This window comes from Microbacterium sp. UFMG61 (assembly GCF_015354505.1).
In the GTDB taxonomy this organism is placed as follows: domain Bacteria; phylum Actinomycetota; class Actinomycetes; order Actinomycetales; family Microbacteriaceae; genus Microbacterium.
On sequence record NZ_JACAFP010000006.1, the window covers coordinates 258,823 to 280,434 of the forward strand.

The following is a 21,612-nucleotide window of genomic DNA, read 5'->3' on the forward strand; positions in this document are numbered from 1 at the left end:
TCCTAGTATCGCATACGTGTGGGGATGCGGGTGCATTACAGCCGAGTTCGGCTCCGCGATGCGTCGTCCGACGTCGCTCGACGGTCAGCCTCGCCCCTGCTTGTCGTCGTCACCGCTGGGACGAGAAGCGAGGTACCTCTCGAGCTCGGCGGCGAGCTCGTCGGCGCTGGGGAGGTCCCTCTCGTTGAAGCCGCCCTCATCGAAGCTGCCGTCCTCCGGATCACGTCCCGCCATGTAGGCGTCATAACGACGCTCGAGTCCGTGGACCATCTGCTGCAGCTCATCGTTGCCGATCACCTGCTCGTCGACCCGGTTCACGTAGGCCTCACGGCTCTCACGGATCTCGTCGAGCATCAGCACCAGCCCCGTCGCCGCCATCAGGCGTTCAGCGGCAGTGATCACCGCATCCGGGTTCTCGGTCTCCGCGAGGTAGTGCGGCACGAGGAGGACGAAACCGACCACGCGATCCCCGCGCTCGGCGAACCGGAACTCGAGCAGGTGACCGGCGGTGGCCGGCACCTGAGTGCGCGGCCGCCAGACCGAGTGCGCGATCGAGAGCTCGCGGCGGTTGCCGCTCACCGTGGTGCCGATCGGGCGGGTGTGCGGCACCGGCATCGCGATCGAATGGACCCAGTTGAGTCCCGAGACCTCGAACTCATCCGCGAGCTCGAGCACGGTGCGCGCGAACTCGTTCCAGGCGAAGTCGGGCTCGTAGCCGGACAGCAGCAGGAACTTCTGGCCGAGTGCATCGGTCGCGAGCGACAGCTCGAGCCGTGCGGGCCGGAACTCGGTGAGGTGATCCTGGTCGAACGAGATCACCGGGCGTCGAGCGCGGTAGTCGAGCAGGACGTCGTTGTCGAACACCGCGATCGGCTGCGGTGACGTGGTCTCACGCAGGTGCTCGATGAGGCCGGAGACGGCGTTGCCGGCGTCGGTGAAGCCCGTCAGGAGCAGGACAAGCGGCAGCCCGCGCGGCACAGCCGGCGCGTTCGCGACACGTTCATGGATGTCTCCGGAGAAGGGCATGTCTCCATGCTACGAGCACGTTCCGACGGGAGGGCTGCGGGCGTCATGCTGAGAGCGAACACTCCGCTCCGCGATCCCGCCCGTGTCGATCCGTAGGATGGAGGACATGACGCTTCCCGCGCTCTCGCGCACCTCAGATCAGTTCCCCGGAAGCGCTGCAGACGCCGCAGTGCTCGTCATCGCCGACATCTCGGACTCCTCCGAGTCGCTGTCCGGTCACCCCGGACTCGCCGCTTCCCTCGCGGCTGTGGGCTTCACCGGGTCCGCCTCCGCGTTCACCCGCGTGTACGCCCCGGACGTCACCGATCTTCCTTTCGCCGTCGTCGGCGTCGGACGCACCCCTGACGCCGGCACTGTGCGCACCGCGGTCGGCGCCGCCCTGCGATCGCTGACCGGATTCGCGACCGTCTCCCTGGGCCTGGCCCCCGGACTCGAGGAGTTCGCGGATGCCGCCGCAGAGGGAGCCGTGCTCGGCGGCTACCGCTTCGAGGGCTACCGCCGCGACGCGGGCAAGAGCCGCGCGACGTCGGTGATCCTGCACGCGGATCTCGATGAGACCCTGCTGGCGCGCGCCGTCGCCGCAGGAGAAGCCGTCGCGCTCGTCAAGGATCTCGTGTTCGTGCCGGCGGAGTGGCAGAGTCCCGCGCAGTTGGCGCAGAGCGCCGCCGACAGCGTGGCAGGCCTCGACGTCACGGTCGAGATCCTGGACGAGAAGGCGCTCGCCGAGCAGGGCTTCGGGGGCATCCTCGGTGTCGCACAGGGATCCGACCGCCCCGCACGTCTGGTGCGCCTCGACTACGCGCCCGAGAACGCGATCCGCCACATCGCACTGGTCGGCAAGGGCATCACGTTCGACACCGGCGGCCTGTCCCTCAAGCCCGCGGCGTCGATGGTCGGCATGAAGTTCGACATGGCGGGGGCCGCGACGAGCGTCGCGGCGGTGCGGGCGATCGCCACTCTGGGCCTCCCGGTGCGCGTCACCGCCTGGCTGTGCATCACCGACAACATGCCGTCGGGTCGAGCGCTGCGCCCGGGCGACGTCATCAGGATGCTGGACGGCACGACGGTCGAGGTTCCGAACACGGATGCCGAGGGCCGACTGGTCATGGCCGACGGTCTGGTCGCCGCGAGTCGAGAGAATCCCGATGTGATCATCGACGTCGCGACGCTGACCGGCGCGATCGTCATGGCCCTCGGCCACCGCCACACCGGCGTCTTCGGCGACGACGGGGCCGTGAAGGAGTTCCTCGCCGCGGCGGAGGCCGCCGACGAGCTCGCCTGGCACATGCCACTGCCCGACCACATGGAGGACTCCCTCGACTCCCCCATCGCCGACATGCAGAACGCGAACATGAGCGACCGCATGGGCGGGGCGTCGTACGCCGGACTCTTCCTGCGTCGGTTCGTCGGTCGCGTCTCGGACGAGAAGGACGCACCGCGCATCCCGTGGGTGCATCTGGACATCGCCGGATCCGGCGAGCACAACGGTGCGCCGTACGGCTTCACCGACAAGGGCCCCACGGGCGCCATGGTCCGATCGATCATCGCGTTCGCCGACGCATCCCACCAGGAGGCATGACCATGACAACGCACACCTTCGACATCGTCGTCCTGGGAGGCGGGAGCGGCGGCTATGCGGCCGCCCTGCGTGCGAGCGAGCTCGGCAAGTCCGTCGCCCTCATCGAGAAGGACAAGGTCGGCGGCACCTGTCTGCACCGCGGATGCATCCCCACGAAGGCGCTGCTGCATGCCGCTGAGGTCGCGGAGCACGTGCGCGACGCCGCGCACGTCGGCATCTCCGCGACGCTGGAGGGCATCGATCCCGCGGGCGTCCGCGCCTACCGCGAGGGCATCGTCGCGAAGAAGTACAAGGGTCTCGAAGGACTCGTGAAGGCACGTGGCACCACCACCGTCGCCGGACTGGGTCGGCTCAACGCCGATCGCTCGGTCAGCGTGGGCGATGACGTCTATGTCGGCACCGACATCATCCTCGCCACCGGCTCGTACAGCCGCACGCTGCCGGGCCTCGAGATCGGCGGGCGCATCCTGACGAGCGAGCAGGCGCTGGCTCTCGATGTCATCCCCGAGCGCGTGCTGATCCTCGGCGGTGGCGTCATCGGCGTCGAGTTCGCGAGCGTGTGGCGCTCGTTCGGCACCGAGGTCACGATCATCGAGGCTCTGCCGCACCTCGTCCCCAACGAGGACATCGCCATGAGCAAGGGCCTGGAGCGTGCTTTCCGTCGCCGCGGCATCCAGTATTCGCTCGGCACCCGCTTCCAGTCCGCCTCCCAGGACGAGGGGTCGGTCACCGTGACCCTCGAAGACGGCAAGGAGTTCTCGGCCGACTACCTCCTCGTCGCGGTCGGCCGCGGTCCGGTGACGGCCGACCTCGGGTTCGAGGAGGCGGGAGTCACCCTTGAGCGCGGGTTCGTCACGGTCGACGCGGATCTGCGCACCGGTGTTCCCGGTATATGGGCAGTCGGCGACATCACCCCGGGGCTTCAGCTGGCGCATCGCGGCTTCCAGCAGGGAATCGCCGTCGCAGAGCGGATCGCGGGACTCTCGCCGGCGAACGTCCCCGACGTGCAGATCCCGAAGGTGACGTACTCGAGTCCCGAGGTCGCCTCGGTCGGCGTGACCGAGGAAGCCGCCGTCGCGGAACACGGTGCGGACGCCGTCGTCGCGTACGAATACAACCTCGCCGGCAACGGCAAGAGCGAGATCATCGGCACGACTGGGCTCGTCAAGGTCGTGCGGCTGAAGGACGGGCCGGTCGTGGGCGTCCATCTGCTGGGCGACCGTGTGGGCGAGCTCATCACCGAGGGTCAGTTGGCCGTCGCCTGGGAAGCGCATCCGGAGGACATCGCACCCCTGATCCACGCGCACCCCACGCAGAGCGAAGCGCTCGGCGAAGCCTTCCTCGCCCTCGCCGGAAAGCCCCTCCACACCCTCTGAACACCAACCGGTGCGCAGTTCACTAAGCTAGTCACGCGTCATTTAACTTCTTGAAGGAGACTCAGTCATGAGCACATCCGTCGTCCTCCCCCCTCTCGGCGAGAGCGTCACAGAGGGTACGGTCACCCGCTGGCTCAAGCAGGTGGGAGACACCGTCCAGGCGGATGAGGGCCTGCTCGAGATCTCGACCGACAAGGTCGACACCGAGATCCCCTCCCCCGTGACCGGTGTGATCGAGGAGATCCTGGTCGCCGAAGACGAGACCGTCGAGGTCGGCGCGCTGCTCGCGCGCATCGGTGACGGCAGCGCTGCAGCACCCGCTGCTGACGCTCCTGCGGCCGCCCCCGCCGAAGAGAACGCGGCTCCCGCCGAGCAGGCCGCGCCCGCAGCCGAGGCACCTGCAGCCGAGGCACCTGCTGCCGAGGCACCTGCTGCCGAGGCGCCTGCTGCGGAGGCATCGCAGGCGGCGCCCTCCGGCGACGCGAAGGACATCGTCCTCCCGGAGCTCGGTGAGAGTGTGACCGAAGGCACCGTCACCCGCTGGCTGAAGCAGGTCGGCGACAACGTCGAGGTCGACGAGGCACTCCTCGAGATCTCCACGGACAAGGTCGACACCGAGATCCCGTCGCCGGTCGCCGGCGTGCTGCAGGAGATCGTCGCCGCCGAAGACGAGACAGTCGCCGTCGGCGCCGTGCTCGCGCGCGTCGGCTCCGGCGCAGCTCCCGCCGCTGCCCCGGCCGCCGCTCCGGCTGCAGAGGCACCGGCCGCTCCCGAAGAGGCACCCGCCGCTCCCGCAGAGGCACCCGCTCCCGCAGCAGCCCCCGCTCCCGCAGCAGCACCGGCTCCCGAAGCAGCACCCGCTCCCGAAGCAGCAGCGGCCCCCGCAGCAGCGCCGGCCCCCGCCGCAGCACCGGCCCCCGCAGCTCCTGCACAATCCGAGCAGAAGCTGTCGCTGCCCACCGAGAGCGACAACCTGTACGTCACCCCGTTGGTTCGCCGCCTGGCCTCTCAGCAGGGCGTCGACCTCGCGAGCGTGACCGGAACCGGAGTCGGCGGCCGCATCCGCAAGGAAGACGTGCTGAAGGCTGCCGAGACCGCCAACTCGGCGCCCGCGTCGGCTGCGCCGGCAGCACCTGCGCCGCTCGAGACGTCGCCGCTGCGTGGAACCACGCAGCCGATGTCGCGACTGCGCAAGGTACTCGCCAAGCGTGCCGTGGAGTCGATGCAGCAGACGGCTCAGCTGACGACCGTCGTCGAGGTCGACGTCACGGCTCTCGCCGAATACCGCGACAGCGTCAAGGGCTCGTTCCTCGAGAAGACCGGCGACAAGCTGTCGTTCCTGCCGTTCTTCGCACTCGCTGCCGCTGAAGCGCTTCGCGCCTTCCCGATCGTGAACGCCACGGTCGACGGCGAGAACATCGTCTACCCCGAGTCCGAGAACGTGTCGATCGCGGTCGACACCGAGCGTGGCCTGCTCACGCCGGTGCTGCGCGACGCGGCGTCGAAGAACATCGCCGAGATCGCTCACGAGATCGCCGATCTGGCTGCCCGCACCCGCGACAACAAGCTGAAGCCCGACGAGCTCGCCGGTGGAACGTTCACGCTGACCAACACCGGTTCGCGTGGCGCGCTGTTCGACACTCCCGTCGTGTTCCTCCCGCAGTCGGCGATCCTCGGCACGGGTACCGTCGTCAAGCGCCCGGGTCTGGTCAAGGTCGGCGGGGCTGACGCTATCGCCGTCCGCTCTTACGTGTACCTCGCACTCTCGTACGACCACCGCATCATCGACGGAGCGGATGCCGCCCGCTTCCTGGGCGCCGTCAAGGCCCGTCTCGAGTCGGCGCAGTTCGCCGCTCAGCTCGGAGCCTGACCGACACAGCATCACCCTGGCTGGTCCGCGACGTCGTAGGCGTCGCGGACCAGCCATTTCTCTTCCGGTCGGACGAGCACGAGCATCCTCTCGCCGCTCGACGACGATGCGGTCGCACCGGATGAGGCAGGCGAGACCCGTACCACAGCGACGTCGCCGTACTCATCGACGAGCGACACCTGCACCTGCTGTGCGCGCGAGCCCTTCTTCTCGGTGGCGAGAATATCGTTCACCGCCGTAGATCCCGGAGCGACGGCCTCGACACACGCCTGATCACCCTGTTCTGCGCACGCGTACACCGCCGACAGCAGCGCCGGTGCCGCACTCACCGGATCGTCGAGATCCGGAACGTCGGGCCCCGAATCCTCCGCCCCATCGTCGGCGGTCGTCGCCTGCGGAGCAGGCGCGGAGGGTGAGCGCGTCGCCTCTTCGCGTCCCGGTTCCGCAGCGATCTCCACATCGCGCCCGTCATCCCTCATCGCTGCACCGTCCACGGCGGGAGCTTCGCCCGTCGCACCGCCGGGCCAGAGCAGACCACCGGCGAGGATCATGGCCCCGGCTGCGCCGGCCACGATGAAGCGGCGCAGGGGACGGGCGGATGCCCTCTCAACGCCTTCACGCCGCCCCTGGGCACTCTCTGACATGGCGTGATCGGTCGCCATCCGGCGACCCGACGTGACGAACCGAGAGCGACAGCGCGCGATCCATCGCGTCGTCTCGCGCACCGATGTGATCGTTGCGATCGTTGCGAGACGCACCGCATGAACGACTCCCGACCGCTCCCCGGCCTCGATCCCCCGCGCTGCCGCTCGCGCATCGCGCCGGGTCTCGATGGGCGCCGCGCGCAGGCTGCGCGCCATCTCGTTGTCTCTGGCCCGTTCCGGAGCATGGGTGTCACGCCGCAGCGGACGCGGGGCGGCGATCGAGAAGAGCTCGCCCTCCCAGAGCTGGAGCTGTCGGGTGGGAGCACCCGGTCGCTGGGCGTCTTTCTGCAGCCCCTCCCGGATCGACGCCAGGAGTCTCGCCGAGATGCGATCGAGCGTGGTCCTGTGGACCCGGTCGATGAGTGTCGCCGCCGCCACCCGCGCGTCGTCGCCGTGACCGATGACGAACAGCGGGCGGCCTCGGTCGGAGAGCCACCACTCTCCGGTCTCGGTGCCCGAGGGTGAGCGACCGAGCTCGTCGAGGCCGCGCAGCAGGCTGCCGACGAGCGTGCTCACCTCCCCCGCGGAGAGGAGTTCTGCGACAGCCTCGCGGCGCCCGAGGAAGACTGCCACGCGTTCGGTGCACCAGGGCAGCAGCACATCATGTCCGTCGCTGCGGCGTACGACGTCCAGCGGACCCGCGACATGCTCATCACCCGCGTGCCCCCACCCCGCCCACCCGCTCAGAGTGTCGGCATCCGTCAAAACCGCCACAGACTCACGATCCGTGACGAGGGCTCCCGCGTAGGGCCCTTCGTCGACATCGAGGAGCCGGATGACCCTGTGGGCACCCGGCACCAGCATGGTGGTGTCATGATGAACGTCCGCGCTGCGCATCCGTCCATCCCATCGTCTCCGGCGTGATGGCAGAGGCATTCCGCACCAATGTGCGCTGATTCGCTCCGACGTCCGACCGGTGCAGAAGCACTGCCGCCGAGGCGAATCCGCCTCACGCGAACGAGGTCATGAAGACCCCGGGCAATCGGTATTCTTGGAAGCATGGCAAACCGCACGCCCGCGCCCGAGAAGCGCCCCGGGTTCTTCTCCCAGATCAAGTCCCTCTTCAGGTTCACCCGTGAGGTGTACCCGTGGCTTCCCTGGGCTCAGATCGCCCTGCTGGTGCTGGGCGTGCTCCTCGGCCTCATCGTCGGCTACCTCATCCCGCCCTTCCAGATCTGGACGCTCATCCTGTGGGCGATCTCCGGACTCATGGTCGGCGTGCTCGGATCGATGTTCCTGATGACCCGCCTGTCGACCTCTGCGATGTACCAGAAGATCGAAGGCAGGCCCGGCGCGGCCGGGCATGTCATGAGCACCAGCCTCGGCCGCCACTGGTCAGCGACCGATGCCCCTGTCGGCATCAACCCGAAGACCCAGGACGCGGTGTACCGCACCGTCGGTCGCGGTGGCGTCGTCGTGGTCGGCGAAGGCGCTCGAGGCCGCCTCACGCGACTGGTGAACGATGAGCGCAGCAAGGCTGCTCGTGTCGCACACGGCGTGCCGGTCACCGTCCTCTACGTCGGCACCGGCGAAGACGACCTTCGCATCGCCGACCTCGCGAAGACGATCAAGAAGCTTCCGAAGACGATCGACAAGGCGACCATGGGCGCGGTGCTCCGTCGCATCGAATCCGTGTCCCAGTCGATCTCGTCGCTTCCGATCCCGAAGGGAATCGACCCGACGAAGGTCCGCGCTCAGCGTCCGCGCTGATCCCGACCACCCGCACGCACGAAGCGCGGCCGTCCTCCTCGGAGGGCGGCCGCGTTTCGTCGTTCACTCAGAGAGCGGCTGACGCGGGAGCCGGCGCACCTTGGCGCGGCGCCGACGACGCTCGGGGATCATGGATCGCATCTCGTCGAGCTTGCCGAAGCAGAACAGACGGTCGTCGGCCTCGAGCACGACGTGCTTACGAGGATTCGGGATCACGCTGACTCCACGGTGCAGGGTCAGCACCGTGATGTCACGCTCCCAGAGCCCCGCTTCGCCCAGGGTCTTCCCGACGAGGTCCACAGCGCCGTGCACCATCAGCTCGGCGACGCCGTAGCCCGTCGAGACCGTGAGCCGCTGGCGGACGTCAATCTCGGGGAACGCCACCTGACCGGCGATGTAGTCGATGATCGCCCCGGCCACATCGAGCTTGGTCGCGGTCTCGATCCCCTGCAGCCCCGGCGAGGAGTTGACCTCCATCACGAGGGGACCGTCCTCGCCCTCGAGCATGTCGACCCCGGCGACCCTCAGGCCCATGATCTGGGCGGACCGCACGGCGGCCCGCTCGTACACCGGGTCGAGCTCGATGGCCTCGACCGAGCCGCCACGGTGCACGTTCGAGCGGAACTCGTCGCCCGCAGCGGAGCGACGCATCGCCGCGACGACCCGGTCGCCGACGACGAGGGCGCGGATGTCGCGACCCCGGCTCTCGGAGATGAACTTCTGGATCAGCACGTTCTGCTTGGTCGAGTGGAGCGTCTCGATGATCGCCTCGGCGACCTTGACCTGAGGCGCGAGGATCACGCCGATGCCCTGGGTGCCCTCGAGCAGCTTGATGACGACGGGCGCACCGCCGACGCGCTCGATCGCGGGGCGCACGTCGGCGCGGTTGCGCACGAACGCGGTGGGAGGCATCGCGATGTTGTGTCGGGAGAGGATCTGGTTGGCGCGGAGCTTGTCACGTGCGCTGGAGATGCCGTTCGCCGTGTTCGGCGTGTAGACGTCCATCTGCTCGAACTGACGCACCACAGCGGTGCCGAAGTACGTGATGGAGTTGCCGATGCGCGGGAGGATCGCGTCGTAGTCACTGAGCTGACGTCCGCGGTAGTGCAGGTCGGGTTCGTCTGCGGTGAGATCGATCGCGAATCGCAGCGTGTTGAGCACCTTGACGGTGTGGCCGCGCTGCAACGCGGCCGCGCGCAGTCGTTGGGTGGAGTACGCCTGCGGCGCACGGGAGAGCACTGCGATCTTCACGGGGATTTCCTGCCAGGATGGTCGGGTGAGCAAGTCATCCCATTCAAACACTCTTATCGGGTGGCGAGAATGGGTGAGCCTGCCCGATCTCGGCGTCGACTGGATCAAAGCCAAGATCGACACGGGAGCACGCACTTCTTCGCTGCACGCATTCGATATCCACGAGTTCGAGCGCGACGGCGCGTCGTGGGTGAGATTCCAGGTCAAGCCCTGGCAGGACAGCCAGGAGGACTCGGTCGTCGTCGAGTCACCCGTGCACGATCGGCGCGAGGTGCGCAGCTCGTCGGGCCATGCACAGCGACGCTATGTCGTCGAGTTGCTCATCCGTCTCTACGACCGCGAGGTGCTCGCCGAGGTCACTCTGAGCAACCGCGACGAGATGGGTTTCCGCATGCTGATCGGGCGCGAGGCGCTGCGTCAGGGCTACGTCGTCGACCCGGCGCGGTCGTTCGTCGGGGGTCGCGCACCGCGTGAGGCGCGACGGCGCAATCGCGGCAGGGACTGACCCGACCTCTCAGGCCCGGATCAGCACCAGCCCGGATGCCTTGTCATGCAACCCGCGCTGATCCGCATCCCAGATGACGGCGGGGATGACAACGACGATCAGGAGCGTCCTGACGATCGGCCGCCAGACTCCGACCCAGCCGCCCGAGAATCGGATGACCCGCATACCGAGGATTCTGTGACCGGGACTTCCGCCCGCGGTCGGGATGAACAGGATCTGCAGCAGCGCGAACACCGCCAGCGGAGCGAACTGCGTGAGACCCGCCTCGCTGGGCAGCGCGAACTGATCGAAGCCGAGGAATCCCGTCGCGATGATCGTCGCCGCGGCGTAATCGATCAGAAGGGCCCCGATCCGGCGCCCCGGGCGGGCGATGCTTCCGGGTCCCGCCTCCGGCATTCCGAGTCGTTCTCCGGGGTACGTATCAGCGGCATCCGTCACGTCATAAGCCTACCGGCGCGTAACATCCCCGAAACAAAGTCGATACCGTGGGGTAACGCCCTGCACGTACTGTGCACAATGGCCGTGAAGCCATCGATCCGCAATCCAGGAGTCGTACATGTTCAAAGATTCGTCCGAGGTGCTCGCCTACATCAAGGAGAACGACGTCAAGTTCCTTGACATCCGATTCACCGACCTCCCTGGTGTCCAGCAGCACTTCAACATCCCCGCCTCCACCGTCGACGAGGACTTCTTCACCGACGGACAGCTGTTCGACGGCTCCTCGATCCGCGGCTTCGCGAGCATCCACGAGTCCGACATGCAGCTCATCCCCGATGTCACGACGGCGTACATCGACCCGTTCCGCGAGGCCAGCACCCTCGTCATGATCTTCGACATCTACAACCCGCGCACCGGCGAGATCTACTCGAAGGACCCGCGTCAGGTCGCCAAGAACGCCGAGAAGTACCTCGCGTCCACCGGAATCGCCGACACCGCATTCTTCGCTCCCGAGGCCGAGTTCTACATCTTCGACGAGGTGCGCTACTCGGTCACCGCCGGTGAGAGCTTCTACAAGGTCGACTCGGAAGAGGCGGCGTGGAACACCGGCCGCGAGGAAGAGGGCGGCAACCTCGGCAACAAGACGCCGTACAAGGGCGGCTACTTCCCCGTCTCCCCCGTCGACAAGACGGCCGACCTGCGCGACGACATCACGCTCAAGCTGATCGACGCCGGTTTCATCCTCGAGCGCTCGCACCACGAGGTGGGCACCGCGGGTCAGCAGGAGATCAACTACCGCTTCGACACCATGGTGCACGCGGCCGACGACATCCTGAAGTTCAAGTACATCGTCAAGAACACGGCAGACCAGTGGGGCAAGACCGCCACGTTCATGCCGAAGCCGCTGTACGGCGACAACGGCTCGGGAATGCACACGCACCAGTCGCTCTGGAGCGACGGCAAGCCGCTGTTCTACGATGAGGCCGGCTACGGCCAGCTCAGCGACATCGCCCGCTGGTACATCGGTGGAATCCTCGCCCACGCCCCGGCACTGCTCGCGTTCACGAACCCCACGCTGAACAGCTACCACCGCCTGGTCAAGGGCTTCGAGGCTCCGGTCAACCTGGTCTACTCGGCCGGCAACCGCTCGGCCGCGATCCGCATCCCGATCACGGGCTCCAACCCCAAGGCCAAGCGCATCGAGTTCCGCGCGCCTGACGCCTCGGGCAACCCGTACCTCGCGTTCGCCGCACAGCTCATGGCGGGTCTCGACGGCATCAAGAACCGCATCGAGCCGCACGAGCCGGTCGACAAGGACCTCTACGAGCTGCCGCCCGAGGAGGCGAAGAACATCCCGCAGGTCCCGAACTCCCTGCTGGACTCGCTCGAGGCCCTGCGCCAGGACCACGCGTTCCTGCTCGAGGGCGGCGTGTTCACCGAGGAGCTCATCGAGACCTGGATCTCCTACAAGTACGAGAACGAGATCCTGCCGATGGCCCAGCGCCCGCACCCGTTCGAGTTCGAGCTGTACTACGGCGTTTGATCCGGACCCCCGCAGAAGAGCCCGTCAGGTCCGCCTGACGGGCTCTTCCCGTGTACGCCGCGATCATGCCTCGAGGTCGAGCACCCACTCGTTCATCGTCAGCTCTGCGCCTCGGAAGGTCTCGGTGATCGAGCCGACGAGCGCGAAGCCACCACGACGGCACAGAGCGTTCGAGCCCGGGTTCGTCACCGACGGGAAAGCCGTCAGAAATCGACGTCCGTCACGATGGACACGAGCGTCATCGATCAGCAGGCGCAGGGCGCGCGACGCGATCCCTCGTCTCTGCGCCTCGGGAACGACGAACCATCCCGTCTCCAGTGCCGGCTCATCCCGCCACTCAGTCATCCAGTGGCCGATGGACCCGACCGCTCGTGTCGCGTCATCCTCGATCACGAACATCCGTGCTTCGCCCGTCGCCCGCAGACGCAGGTACCGGGCGCTGCGTGCCGCCAGCTGCTCCTCGGTTTCGGGGCCGTTCAGATGGGCTGTCATCTCGCCGCTGTTCGCCAGCCGAAGCAGACTGATGTCATCGGCCGACCAGGGGCGCAGCGTGATCGTCTCCATGGACGAATGATGGCAGAGGCCACGGACATGCGCGACGCGCCCCGCGACCGCACGTGACCGTGTCGCGCTTGCTTTCGTCCTGTGCGACTGGTCAACTGAGGGGTCCGATCGAACACAGTGGGGGCCGCAATGCGCCGCAAGCACGACAAGCCGCAGTCGAAGAGGGTCTTCACCTCCGAGACTCCCCCGGCGCAGCCGAAGACCGCAGCCGCGGCGATAGCTCGCATCAACCCGTTCATGTACGGTCTCCTCGGCGCTCTCGGCGTGCTGGTGGCCCTGATGCTCGGCGGGATCGTCAACCAGCTCGCGACCGTACTCGTCTACATCGGAGTGGCGATCTTCCTCGCCCTCGGCCTCGACCCGATCGTCGCCTTCCTCGAGCGCAAACTTCCGCGTCCGGCCGCCGTCGCGATCGTCGTCGCCGGGGTCGTGCTCGCCTTCGCGGGCATCATCCTGGCGATCGTGCCCATCCTCGTGGAGCAGGTCGCGAACCTGATCGAGAACGGCCCGCAGATGGTCAAGGACATCATGGCGTCGGCCTGGTTCAAGGACCTCAACTCCCAGTTCGGGTCGACGTTCGAAGACGCGGCGAACGGGGTCCTGTCGTTCCTGCAGGATCCGGGCAACCTCGCCGACATCGGCGGCGGAGTGTTCGCGGTCGGTGCAGGGATCGCCGGCGGATTCACCGGCGTCACGATCGTGCTCATCCTCACGCTCTACTTCATGGCGTCACTGCGCAGCATGAAGGGCGTCGCGTCCCGATTCGTGCCCGCCTACCAGCGCGACACGTTCAGTGGCCTCCTCGACGACGTCTCGGGCGCGGTGGGGCGGTACGTGATCGGTCAGGCAAGTCTCGCGCTCGTCAACGGCGTCCTGAGCCTGATCTTCCTGAGCATCATCGGCGCACCGGTGCCTGCTCTGCTCGCCCTGATCGCCTTCATCGGCTCGATGATCCCGCTCGTCGGCACCCTGAGCGCCTCGATCATCAACTCGCTGATCTGTCTGATCGTGAGCCCTGTCACCGCACTGATCGCGTTCGTCTACTACCTCGTGTACATGCAGATCGAGGCGTACGTCCTGTCTCCGCGCATCATGAACAAGGCAGTGGCCGTTCCCGGCGCGCTCGTCGTCATCGCCGCCGTGGCCGGTGGTGCTCTCGGCGGAATCCTGGGCGCGCTGGTCGCGATTCCCGTCGCAGCCAGCGTCATCATCATCGTGCAGAAGGTCGTGTTCCCCACTCAGGACAGCAAGGTCGTCCCCCCGGGAACGCTCAGCGAACGGTGACAGCACTCAGCGCACTGTGAGCGCGCCCGCCTGAACGCGCACAGAGAACTCCGAGATCTCTCCGACCTCTTCACCATCGATCTCGAACGTCTGCGGCGACGCGAGCGTCACCGTGATACGTTCCGCGGCGACATGCGTCGTCGACTCCGTGCTCACGGCCTGGTCGACCGCGCCGAAGGCACGACGGATCCCGTTCTCCCAGATGAAAGAACGGACCGTGTCGAGCCACTGGAGCGGACCGTCAGCACTTACGAGCAGCATGTCGAGCTGCCCGTCGTCGATGAGGGCGTCCGGAAGCAGGCGGATTCCGCCCTGCAGCATCCCGCAGTTGCCGATCAGCATGGTGTGGCCGCGGAGCCCCTGGGGCTCCCCATCGTCGAGCGTGAGCGTGATATCGGTCATCTCGGTGCCCGCAAGAGCCCGCCCCATCGCCTCGACGTACGCGATCCAGCCGGCCCGGCTCTTCAGATCGTCATCGGTCTCGACGAGCATCTGGGCATCGATGCCGAATCCGACCATGACGACGAACGCGTGCTCGGTGCCGTCGTGGTCGACCCAGCCGATGTCGATCTTGCGGGGTTCCGCGTCGCGCACCCGACGCAACGCCGCGGGAATGTCGTTCAGCGGAACATCCAAGTTACGGGCGAGGAGGTTGCCGGTGCCCTGAGGCACGATGCCCAGAGCCGTGTCCGTGCCGGCGACCGCCTCGGCCACTGCTCTCACGGTGCCGTCGCCGCCGACGGCGATCACGACATCGCACCCCGCTTCGACCGCGGCGGAGGCCATCCCGTGTCCCGGATCGTCGACCGTGGTCTCCCACCACTGCGGCTCCGCCTCAGGGAAGGCGTCGGCCACAGCGCTGCGCAGATCATCCCCGTCGAGTTTCGAGGGGTTCCAGATCACACCAAGCTTCGAGATCGTCATGCGCTCAGCCTGTTCGACAGGGGCTGAAAAGGCAAACGACGCGCCCGCACGACATCAGCCGTAGAAGAGGTCCTCGAATGCTCTGCGGGCGCGCCGCGTCACGCCCAGGTAGTCGTCGTCCAGCACGCTCGCCGAACGATCGGGGTACCCGAGCAGACGACCCACCGCGTCGAGATCGCGGGGTTCGGTCGGCAGGACGTCGCTGGTCTTGCCCGTATAGAGAGTGATCGCCGACCGCAGACGGCTCGACAGCAGCCATGCGTCGCGCAGCAGCTCGGCGGATTCCGGCGGCACGAACCCGGCGTCGACCGCAGCATCGAGGGCGCCGAGCGTCGACGTGGTGCGCAGCGCCGGGACGTCGTACGCATGCTGCAGCTGCAGCAGCTGGACCAGCCATTCGACGTCGCTCAGGGTGCCAGGACCGAGCTTGAGATGCCGTCTGGGGTCCACGCCCTGCGGCAGCCGCTCGCCCTCGACGCGGGCCTTGATCCGTTTGATCTCGCGTGTGCCCTGCAGGTCGATCGTCGCCGGATAGCGGATGCTGTCGGCGAGGTCGGTGAACCGGGCGATGAGCTTGGCGCTGCCGGCGACGCCACGCGCGCGCAGAAGCGCCTGCGCCTCCCACGAGAGGGACCATCGGCGGTAGTACTCGGCATATGCGTCGAGCGTGCGGACGACGGGGCCGTTTCGCCCCTCCGGACGCAGGTCGGCATCGAGGTCCAGCGGCACCCGATGATCGGTGAGATGCTCGCGCAGGCCCGCGACGATGCGCGTCGCCAGCGACTGCGCCCTCTGCGGGTCGACTCCGTTCGCGTCGTAGACGTAGAGGATGTCGGCGTCGGAACCGAACCCCAGCTCCGCTCCCCCGAAGCGACCCATCGCGATCACGGCGAAGTCCAGCGCGTCATCGGCATCGGGGACGATCTCCCGCCGCACGGCACGCAGCGCCGCCTGGATCGTCGCCTCGGTGATCTCGGTCAGCGACCGTGCGATCTCCTCGATCGTCAGCACATCGAGCACACCGCCCATCGCGGTGCGCAGCAGCTCCCTCCGCCGCAGCGCGCGCACGGCCTGCAGGGCGCCCCCGATCGACTCGTGACGGGTCTGGATCGCCCTGGCCTCCTCGTCGATCGCAGCACCGCTGCGGGGCCGCAGGAGGTCGCTGCTGTCGAGCCATGCGACGGACTCGGGAATCCACTCCATGAGTTCGCCGACGTAGCGCGATGAAGACAGGAGTCGCGTGAGACTCTCGGCGGCGCCCGAGGAGTCACGCAGCATGCGCAGGAACCACGGCGTTTCGCCGAGTCGCTCGCTGATGCGGCGGAAGGCGAGAAGCGCGTAGTCCGGGTCGCTCCCGTCGGCGAACCATCGCACCATGACGGGCATCAGATGCCGCTGGATCGTGGCCTTGCGACTGAGACCCGTGGTGAGAGCACCGATGTGCCGCAGGGCGCCCGCGGGATCGCGGAACCCGATCGCCATCAGGCGGTCATGAGCCTGCGCCGTCGAGAGCGTGCGCTCCTCTTCGGGCAGCGAAGCGACCGCGCTGAGCAGGGGCCGGTAGAAGAGCTTGGTGTGGATGTCGCGCACTTCACGGCGCACGCTCTCCCAGCGCGCCCAGATGGACTCGCCGGAATCCGCGAGGCCCGAGCTGCGGGCGAGTATCCGGAGTCCGGCCGGCGTCCGCGGCATCAGATGCGTGCGACTCAGCTCCCGGAGCTGCAGCCTGTGCTCCATGACCCGAAGGATGCAGTAGTCGTCGGCGAAGGTACCAGCCTCTGCTCGCCCGATGTATCCCCCGTCGACCAGCGCGTCGAGGGTCTCCAGCGTCCCCCTCGTGCGCAGACGGGAGTCGGTGAGCCCGTGCACGAGCTGCAGCAGCTGCACGGTGAACTCGATGTCACGGAGCCCTCCCGAACCGAGCTTCAGCTGGTACGGAGCGTCGGCCGGGTCGATGTACTCCATCACGCGCTCACGCATCCGCTGCACGCTGTCGACGAAGTCCTCGCGGGCCGCGCTGGAGAAGACCTTCGGCTGCACCGCCGCGATGTACTCGCCGCCGAGCACCGGATCACCGGCGAGCGGTCGCGCCTTGAGCAGAGCCTGGAACTCCCAGCTCTTGGCCCAGCGGTCGTAATAGGCCAGGTGCGAGGACAGCGACCGTACGAGCGCTCCCTGCTTGCCCTCCGGACGCAGGGCCGCGTCGACCTCCCAGAGCGGGGGTTCCACCTCGATACCGCTCAAGCCGCGCATGGTCTCGCGCGCGAGGCGAGTCGCGATGTCGATCGCACGCGCTTCCTCGACGATCTGTTCGTCGCTCGTCCCTCCGACGAAGATCACATCCACATCGCTGACGTAGTTCAGCTCACGCGCGCCCGCCTTGCCCATGCCGATCACAGCGAGCTGCGTCGCAGCCACCTGCTCGCGGCGCAGCGTCTCGGCCGTCTTCGTTCTCGCGACGGCGAGCGATGCCTCGAGTGCGGCGCCCGCGATGTCGGCCAGCGCCGCAGCGACGTCGGGCAGCACCATCACGGGATTATGCGCGGCGAGGTCGAACGCTGCTATCGCGGCGAGGTTCCGGCGATACGCGACGCGCAGCGCGATCACGGCCGCATCGTCGCCCGTTGCGGCGAATCCGTCGCGAGCTCCCACGGCGTCGAGCAGTCGACGCCGCAGCTCATCCGCGCTGGGCAGGGCTCTGATCGGCTCCGCGAGTATGGAGATCTGGTCGGGGTGCCGCAGGAAGAAGTCCGCGAACCCGCTGGAGGCGCCGAACACGCGCCACGCGCTGCGGCGGGCCTCGGCGTCCGCGAAGAGCGCCGCGACCGGCTGCGGGTCGCGGCGGGCGACGCGCAACAGCCCGTCGACGGCGGCGTCGGGGTCTGCAGCCACAGCTCCGTCGAGCAGGACGAACCGGTCGACGTCGAGCAGTTCGGCAAGCTCAGCGAGATTCGCGGCAGCCTCGCTCAGCTCGGCGAAACCGAGCCGGGCGAGTGCCGAGAGCGAGACCGAGTCGTCTGATCGAGCCATGCCGGCAGGTCAGAGGAGTTCGAGGTTGTTCTTCAGCTCGAGCGGCGTGACCTGGCCACGGTAGGCCTCCCACTCCTTGCGCTTGTTCAGCAGCACGTAGTTGAAGACCGACTCGCCGAGAGTCTCGGCGACGAGCTCCGACGTTTCCATGTACTCGAGAGCGTGGTCGAGGCTCGCGGGCAGCGCGGCGTAGCCGAGCGCGCGCCGCTCGGCGTCGCTCAGCGACCACACGTTGTCCTCGGCCTCGGGCGGGAGCTCGTACTCCTCCTCGATGCCCTTGAGACCCGCGGCGAGCATGAGCGCATATGCGAGATAGGGGTTGGCGGCGGAGTCGAGAGCGCGGTACTCGACGCGCGAGGATCCGCCCTTGTTGGGCTTGTACATCGGCACGCGCACGAGGGCGGAACGGTTGTTGTGTCCCCAGGTCACGAAGCTCGGCGCCTCGTCCCCGCCCCAGAGTCGCTTGTACGAGTTGACGAACTGGTTCGTGACCGCGGAGATCTCGTTGGCGTGGCGCAGCAGCCCGGCGATGAAGTGACGGCCGGTCTTCGAGAGTTGGTACTTGGCGCCCTCTTCGTAGAACGCGTTGCGCTCGCCCTCGAACAGCGACATGTGCGTGTGCATCCCGCTGCCGGGGTGACCGCTGAGCGGCTTCGGCATGAACGTCGCATACACGCCCTGCTCGATCGCGACCTCTTTGATCACAGTGCGGAACGTCATGACGTTGTCGGCCATCGTGAGCGCGTCCGCGTAGCGCAGATCGATCTCGTTCTGGCCGGGACCGCCCTCGTGGTGGCTGAACTCGACCGAGATGCCGAGGTCTTCGAGCATGCGCACCGAGCGGCGACGGAAGTCGTGCGCCGTGCCGCCGGGAACGTTGTCGAAGTAACCCGCGGAGTCGACCGGAACCGGCCCCTCGGGCCCGAACGACGAGGACTTGAGCAGGTAGAACTCGATCTCGGGGTGCGTGTAGAACGTGAATCCGGCGTCGGCGGCCTTCGCGAGCGTGCGCTTGAGCACGTGCCGAGGGTCGGACACGGCCGGGCGACCGTCCGGGGTCGTGATGTCGCAGAACATGCGCGCGGTCGGATCGATCTCGCCGCGCCAGGGCAGGGTCTGGAAGGTGGTCGGGTCGGGCTGCGCGAGCAGATCGGACTCGTAGCTACGGGTGAGACCCTCGATGGCCGAGCCGTCGAAGCCGATGCCCTCGGCAAACGCGCCCTCCACCTCGGCCGGTGCGATGGCGACGGACTTGAGCGTGCCGATGACGTCGGTGAACCACAGGCGGACGAACTTGACGCCGCGCTCCTCGATCGTCCGGAGGACGAAATCCCTCTGCTTGTCCACGGTCACTCAGCGCCCTTGCCGATGCCAGCGTCCCAGCCGCTCTCGGCCGCTTCCTCCTCGGCCCATGCACGCGAGCGCTCCTTGAGCTTCTCCGGCGCGCGAGATGCCTCGGCCTCGGTGTCGAAGGGCCCGACGCGATCGGCGGACGCGGAGATCATGCCGAACTCCACCTGGCCGGTCTCCAGGTTGTACCAGTACTTCTCATCGCCGTTCGACATGGCCGATCCCCTTCTTCACGTGGTGTCATCGATCCTATCGGCGCTGACGTCGGTCGCTAAGCTATCGAGCATGGCAAAAGCGATCGGCGTCGACATCGGCGGCACGGGTATCAAAGCAGGCATCGTCGACCTGGAGCACGGCATCATGGCCTCCGACAGGGTGCGCGTACCCACTCCCGAGGGCGCTTCTCCCCAGGATGTGCTGCAGGCCGTGCAGACGGTTCTCAAGACCCTCGACGTGCACGACTCGACTCTTCCGCTCGGTGTGGCGTTCCCCGCCATCGTGAAGCGCGGCAAGACGCTCTCGGCCGCCAATGTCTCGAAGGAATGGATCGACTTCGACGCCGAGCGCTTCTTCCGCGACGGTCTGGGCCGCAACATCGTCTTCGTGAACGACGCGGACGCGGCCGGCGTCGCCGAGGCCCGTCACGGCGCGGCGCGCGATGTGCGCGGCTTCACGCTGCTCACCACCCTCGGCACGGGAATCGGGTCCGCCTTCCTGTACGACGGCGTTCTGCTGCCGAACACCGAGCTCGGCCACCTGAACTTCGGCGAGTACGAGTCGGTCGAGACGTTCGCCGCGACCTCGGCACGCGAGCGCGAAGGACTCAGCTGGGCCGAGTGGGCCGAGCGCCTGCAGAAGTTCTACTCGCACATCGAGTTCCTCTTCAGCCCCGACCTGTTCGTGGTCGGCGGAGGCGTGTCGAAGAACGCGGGCGACTTCCTCCCCCTGCTCGACCTCAAGACCCCGATCGTCCCGGCGATCCACCGCAACAACTCGGGCATCATCGGCGCTGCATCCCTCGCCGGCGACTGATCCCCACGACTGCAGAGAGCAGAAGGCCCCGCTGATCGGCGGGGCCTTCTGCTCGTCCCGAGCGGGGCGGATGTGCGCCGGAGCCACGAGACGTCAGGAGTCACGCGCCGCCGACTCGGCAGCTGAGTCTGAGTTCCCGCGCACTCCGCCTGAGAGAATACTGCGCGGCACCGCGACGACGTGGCACCATGGCATCTCCGCCGTGTCATTCTCGGTCGGAGAAGTGTCTCTGAACGACGGCCTCGACGTGGAGGCCGCGTGGTGACGAAAGGCGGCATCGAGATGAACGGATCATCCGAATCATCGTGGGACAGGCCGGTGTCACCGGACACCACAGCCGGGGTGGTGCCCGTCGACAGGCCGCAGGCCAAGAAGCTGCGATCCCGTCACGTGACGATGATCACGCTCGGCGGGATCATCGGCGCGAGCCTGTTCGTCGGATCCGGAAACGTCATCCGCGCCGTGGGTCCCGCGGCCGTGCTGTCGTATCTCATCGGTGGGCTGCTCGTGTTCCTCGCCATGCGCATGCTCGGCGAGATGGCGGCGTCGCGCCCGGCCATCGGCTCGTTCATGGAGTACGCACGAGTGGGTCTCGGCAACTGGGCCGCTTATCTCGTCGGATGGCTGTACTGGTACTTCTGGGTCGGCGTGCTCGCCTACGAAGCGGTGCTGGGCGGCGAGACCATGGCGAGCTGGTTCCCGGCGGTCCCGTCATGGGCCTGGTCGCTGATCCTGATCGGCATCTTCGTCGGCACGAACATCATCTCCGTCCGCGCCTTCGGCGAGGTCGAGTTCTGGCTCGCCAGCGTCAAGGTGCTCGCGATCGTCGTCTTCCTCGGCGCCGGTCTGCTGTTCGCCTTCGGACTGTGGCCGAACTCCGAGGTCTCGATCTCGAACCTGTGGGAGCACGGCGGCTTCGCGCCGAACGGCTTCGGCGTCGCCTTCACAGGAGTGGCGCTGGTGATCTTCTCGTACTTCGGCACGGAGATCGCCGTGATGGCATCCGCCGAGTCCGAGGATCCGGCCAAGGGCATCCGTCAGGCGACGAGCACCATCATCTGGCGCATCCTGCTGTTCTTCGTCGGCTCCGTGCTCATCATCGTCACGGTGGTTCCGTGGGACGAACTCCCCGTGCCGACCGACGTCGCGAACGCGCCGTTCACGTACGCGCTCGAGCAGTTCGGCATCCCCGGAGCGAGTGTCATCATGCAGCTCGTCATCTTCACCGCGGTGATCTCGGTGCTGAACTCCGGCCTGTACTCCGCGTCGCGCATGTTCTCGGCGCTCGCCGAGCAGGGCTTCGCGCCGAAGATCATGACGAAGAAGTCGAAGAGCGGCGTTCCCGTCATGGCGCTTCTCGCCTCGACGATCGGCGGCCTCATCGCCACCCTCGTGAACTTCTTCACCCCCGGCTCGGGCATCTTCG

The 21,612-nt window shown here is 67.5% G+C and carries 18 protein-coding genes; 9 read left to right on the forward strand and 9 right to left on the reverse strand.

Annotated features, from left to right (window positions below; all coding sequences use genetic code 11):
* Window positions 1-84: 84 nt before the first annotated feature.
* The gene (locus IXW21_RS09540; protein ID WP_194764016.1) at window positions 85-1,026 is read right to left on the reverse strand and encodes a proteasome assembly chaperone family protein; all 942 of its coding nucleotides are present in this window, start codon (window positions 1,024-1,026) and stop codon (window positions 85-87) included.
* Window positions 1,027-1,132: 106 nt separating this feature from the next.
* Between IXW21_RS09540 and IXW21_RS09545 the strand changes: the two genes are divergently transcribed.
* The 3 genes from IXW21_RS09545 to sucB all read left to right on the forward strand — a co-directional run bounded on the left by IXW21_RS09545 (window position 1,133) and on the right by sucB (window position 5,851).
* A complete protein-coding gene (locus tag IXW21_RS09545; protein WP_194764017.1) occupies window positions 1,133-2,605 on the forward strand; it encodes a leucyl aminopeptidase in 1,473 nt (490 codons plus the stop codon).
* A gap of 2 nt (window positions 2,606-2,607) precedes the next feature.
* The gene (gene lpdA, locus IXW21_RS09550) at window positions 2,608-3,981 is read left to right on the forward strand and encodes a dihydrolipoyl dehydrogenase (protein WP_194764018.1); all 1,374 of its coding nucleotides are present in this window, start codon (window positions 2,608-2,610) and stop codon (window positions 3,979-3,981) included.
* A 67-nt stretch (window positions 3,982-4,048) separates the two neighbouring features.
* A complete protein-coding gene (gene sucB / locus IXW21_RS09555) occupies window positions 4,049-5,851 on the forward strand; it encodes a 2-oxoglutarate dehydrogenase, E2 component, dihydrolipoamide succinyltransferase (protein ID WP_194764019.1) in 1,803 nt (600 codons plus the stop codon).
* An 11-nt stretch (window positions 5,852-5,862) separates the two neighbouring features.
* On the opposite strand, the gene IXW21_RS09560 is transcribed toward sucB, so the two are convergent.
* A complete protein-coding gene (locus tag IXW21_RS09560; RefSeq protein WP_194764051.1) occupies window positions 5,863-7,392 on the reverse strand; it encodes a hypothetical protein in 1,530 nt (509 codons plus the stop codon).
* A 162-nt stretch (window positions 7,393-7,554) separates the two neighbouring features.
* Between IXW21_RS09560 and IXW21_RS09565 the strand changes: the two genes are divergently transcribed.
* On the forward strand, window positions 7,555-8,265 hold the full coding sequence (locus IXW21_RS09565; RefSeq protein ID WP_194764020.1) for a DUF4191 family protein: 711 nt from the start codon (window positions 7,555-7,557) through the stop codon (window positions 8,263-8,265).
* 63 nt (window positions 8,266-8,328) lie between these two features.
* Here IXW21_RS09565 and IXW21_RS09570 read toward each other — a convergent pair whose 3' ends face one another.
* A complete protein-coding gene (locus IXW21_RS09570; RefSeq protein WP_194764021.1) occupies window positions 8,329-9,516 on the reverse strand; it encodes a RimK family alpha-L-glutamate ligase in 1,188 nt (395 codons plus the stop codon).
* Between the two features lie 25 nt (window positions 9,517-9,541).
* On the opposite strand from IXW21_RS09570, the gene IXW21_RS09575 reads away from it, so the two are divergent.
* Window positions 9,542-10,021: an ATP-dependent zinc protease gene (locus IXW21_RS09575; RefSeq protein ID WP_194764022.1), complete on the forward strand. Its 480-nt coding sequence runs from the start codon at window positions 9,542-9,544 to the stop codon at window positions 10,019-10,021.
* A gap of 9 nt (window positions 10,022-10,030) precedes the next feature.
* Here the strand turns inward: IXW21_RS09575 and IXW21_RS09580 are convergent, their stop codons facing one another.
* Window positions 10,031-10,417 carry an RDD family protein gene (locus IXW21_RS09580; RefSeq protein ID WP_194764049.1) on the reverse strand — a complete coding sequence of 129 codons (387 nt, stop codon included), beginning with the start codon at window positions 10,415-10,417 and terminating at the stop codon, window positions 10,031-10,033.
* Window positions 10,418-10,577: 160 nt separating this feature from the next.
* Between IXW21_RS09580 and glnA (IXW21_RS09585) the strand changes: the two genes are divergently transcribed.
* Window positions 10,578-12,002, forward strand: a complete 1,425-nt coding sequence (gene glnA, locus IXW21_RS09585; RefSeq protein WP_194764023.1) for a type I glutamate--ammonia ligase — start codon at window positions 10,578-10,580, stop codon at window positions 12,000-12,002.
* A gap of 63 nt (window positions 12,003-12,065) precedes the next feature.
* Here the strand turns inward: glnA (IXW21_RS09585) and IXW21_RS09590 are convergent, their stop codons facing one another.
* A complete protein-coding gene (locus IXW21_RS09590; RefSeq protein ID WP_194764024.1) occupies window positions 12,066-12,566 on the reverse strand; it encodes a GNAT family N-acetyltransferase in 501 nt (166 codons plus the stop codon).
* A 129-nt stretch (window positions 12,567-12,695) separates the two neighbouring features.
* Between IXW21_RS09590 and IXW21_RS09595 the strand changes: the two genes are divergently transcribed.
* The gene (locus tag IXW21_RS09595; RefSeq protein ID WP_194764025.1) at window positions 12,696-13,850 is read left to right on the forward strand and encodes an AI-2E family transporter; all 1,155 of its coding nucleotides are present in this window, start codon (window positions 12,696-12,698) and stop codon (window positions 13,848-13,850) included.
* A 6-nt stretch (window positions 13,851-13,856) separates the two neighbouring features.
* Here IXW21_RS09595 and IXW21_RS09600 read toward each other — a convergent pair whose 3' ends face one another.
* From IXW21_RS09600 to IXW21_RS09615, 4 genes are read right to left on the reverse strand one after another with little or no spacing between them, the layout of a single operon-like run.
* The gene (locus IXW21_RS09600) at window positions 13,857-14,774 is read right to left on the reverse strand and encodes a diacylglycerol/lipid kinase family protein (protein WP_194764026.1); all 918 of its coding nucleotides are present in this window, start codon (window positions 14,772-14,774) and stop codon (window positions 13,857-13,859) included.
* Between the two features lie 54 nt (window positions 14,775-14,828).
* The gene (locus IXW21_RS09605) at window positions 14,829-17,804 is read right to left on the reverse strand and encodes a bifunctional [glutamine synthetase] adenylyltransferase/[glutamine synthetase]-adenylyl-L-tyrosine phosphorylase (protein ID WP_194764027.1); all 2,976 of its coding nucleotides are present in this window, start codon (window positions 17,802-17,804) and stop codon (window positions 14,829-14,831) included.
* Window positions 17,805-17,813: 9 nt separating this feature from the next.
* Window positions 17,814-19,151, reverse strand: a complete 1,338-nt coding sequence (gene glnA, locus IXW21_RS09610) for a type I glutamate--ammonia ligase (RefSeq protein WP_194764050.1) — start codon at window positions 19,149-19,151, stop codon at window positions 17,814-17,816.
* Window positions 19,152-19,153: 2 nt separating this feature from the next.
* On the reverse strand, window positions 19,154-19,369 hold the full coding sequence (locus IXW21_RS09615; protein WP_194764028.1) for an SPOR domain-containing protein: 216 nt from the start codon (window positions 19,367-19,369) through the stop codon (window positions 19,154-19,156).
* Window positions 19,370-19,439: 70 nt separating this feature from the next.
* Between IXW21_RS09615 and ppgK the strand changes: the two genes are divergently transcribed.
* Together ppgK and IXW21_RS09625 are read left to right on the forward strand one after the other, a co-directional pair.
* Window positions 19,440-20,186 (forward strand): polyphosphate--glucose phosphotransferase, encoded by a 747-nt coding sequence (gene ppgK / locus IXW21_RS09620; RefSeq protein WP_194764029.1) that lies wholly within the window; start codon window positions 19,440-19,442, stop codon window positions 20,184-20,186.
* A 318-nt stretch (window positions 20,187-20,504) separates the two neighbouring features.
* Window positions 20,505-21,612: amino acid permease (locus IXW21_RS09625; protein ID WP_323742209.1), on the forward strand; the 1,108-nt coding region annotated here is incomplete at its 3' end.

Bases quoted from the DNA above. Each gene is read 5' to 3' on its own strand.
- IXW21_RS09590 (WP_194764024.1), bottom strand. From the start codon at position 12,566: ATGGAGACGATCACGCTGCGCCCCTGGTCGGCCGATGACATCAGTCTG.
- sucB (WP_194764019.1), top strand. From the start codon at position 4,049: ATGAGCACATCCGTCGTCCTCCCCCCTCTCGGCGAGAGCGTCACAGAG.
- IXW21_RS09540 (WP_194764016.1), bottom strand. From the start codon at position 1,026: ATGCCCTTCTCCGGAGACATCCATGAACGTGTCGCGAACGCGCCGGCT.
- IXW21_RS09615 (WP_194764028.1), bottom strand. From the start codon at position 19,369: ATGTCGAACGGCGATGAGAAGTACTGGTACAACCTGGAGACCGGCCAG.
- IXW21_RS09600 (WP_194764026.1), bottom strand. From the start codon at position 14,774: ATGACGATCTCGAAGCTTGGTGTGATCTGGAACCCCTCGAAACTCGAC.
- IXW21_RS09595 (WP_194764025.1), top strand. From the start codon at position 12,696: ATGCGCCGCAAGCACGACAAGCCGCAGTCGAAGAGGGTCTTCACCTCC.
- lpdA (WP_194764018.1), top strand. From the start codon at position 2,608: ATGACAACGCACACCTTCGACATCGTCGTCCTGGGAGGCGGGAGCGGC.
- IXW21_RS09545 (WP_194764017.1), top strand. From the start codon at position 1,133: ATGACGCTTCCCGCGCTCTCGCGCACCTCAGATCAGTTCCCCGGAAGC.
- ppgK (WP_194764029.1), top strand. From the start codon at position 19,440: ATGGCAAAAGCGATCGGCGTCGACATCGGCGGCACGGGTATCAAAGCA.
- IXW21_RS09605 (WP_194764027.1), bottom strand. From the start codon at position 17,804: ATGGCTCGATCAGACGACTCGGTCTCGCTCTCGGCACTCGCCCGGCTC.
- IXW21_RS09580 (WP_194764049.1), bottom strand. From the start codon at position 10,417: ATGCCGGAGGCGGGACCCGGAAGCATCGCCCGCCCGGGGCGCCGGATC.
- IXW21_RS09560 (WP_194764051.1), bottom strand. From the start codon at position 7,392: ATGCGCAGCGCGGACGTTCATCATGACACCACCATGCTGGTGCCGGGT.
- glnA (WP_194764023.1), top strand. From the start codon at position 10,578: ATGTTCAAAGATTCGTCCGAGGTGCTCGCCTACATCAAGGAGAACGAC.
- IXW21_RS09565 (WP_194764020.1), top strand. From the start codon at position 7,555: ATGGCAAACCGCACGCCCGCGCCCGAGAAGCGCCCCGGGTTCTTCTCC.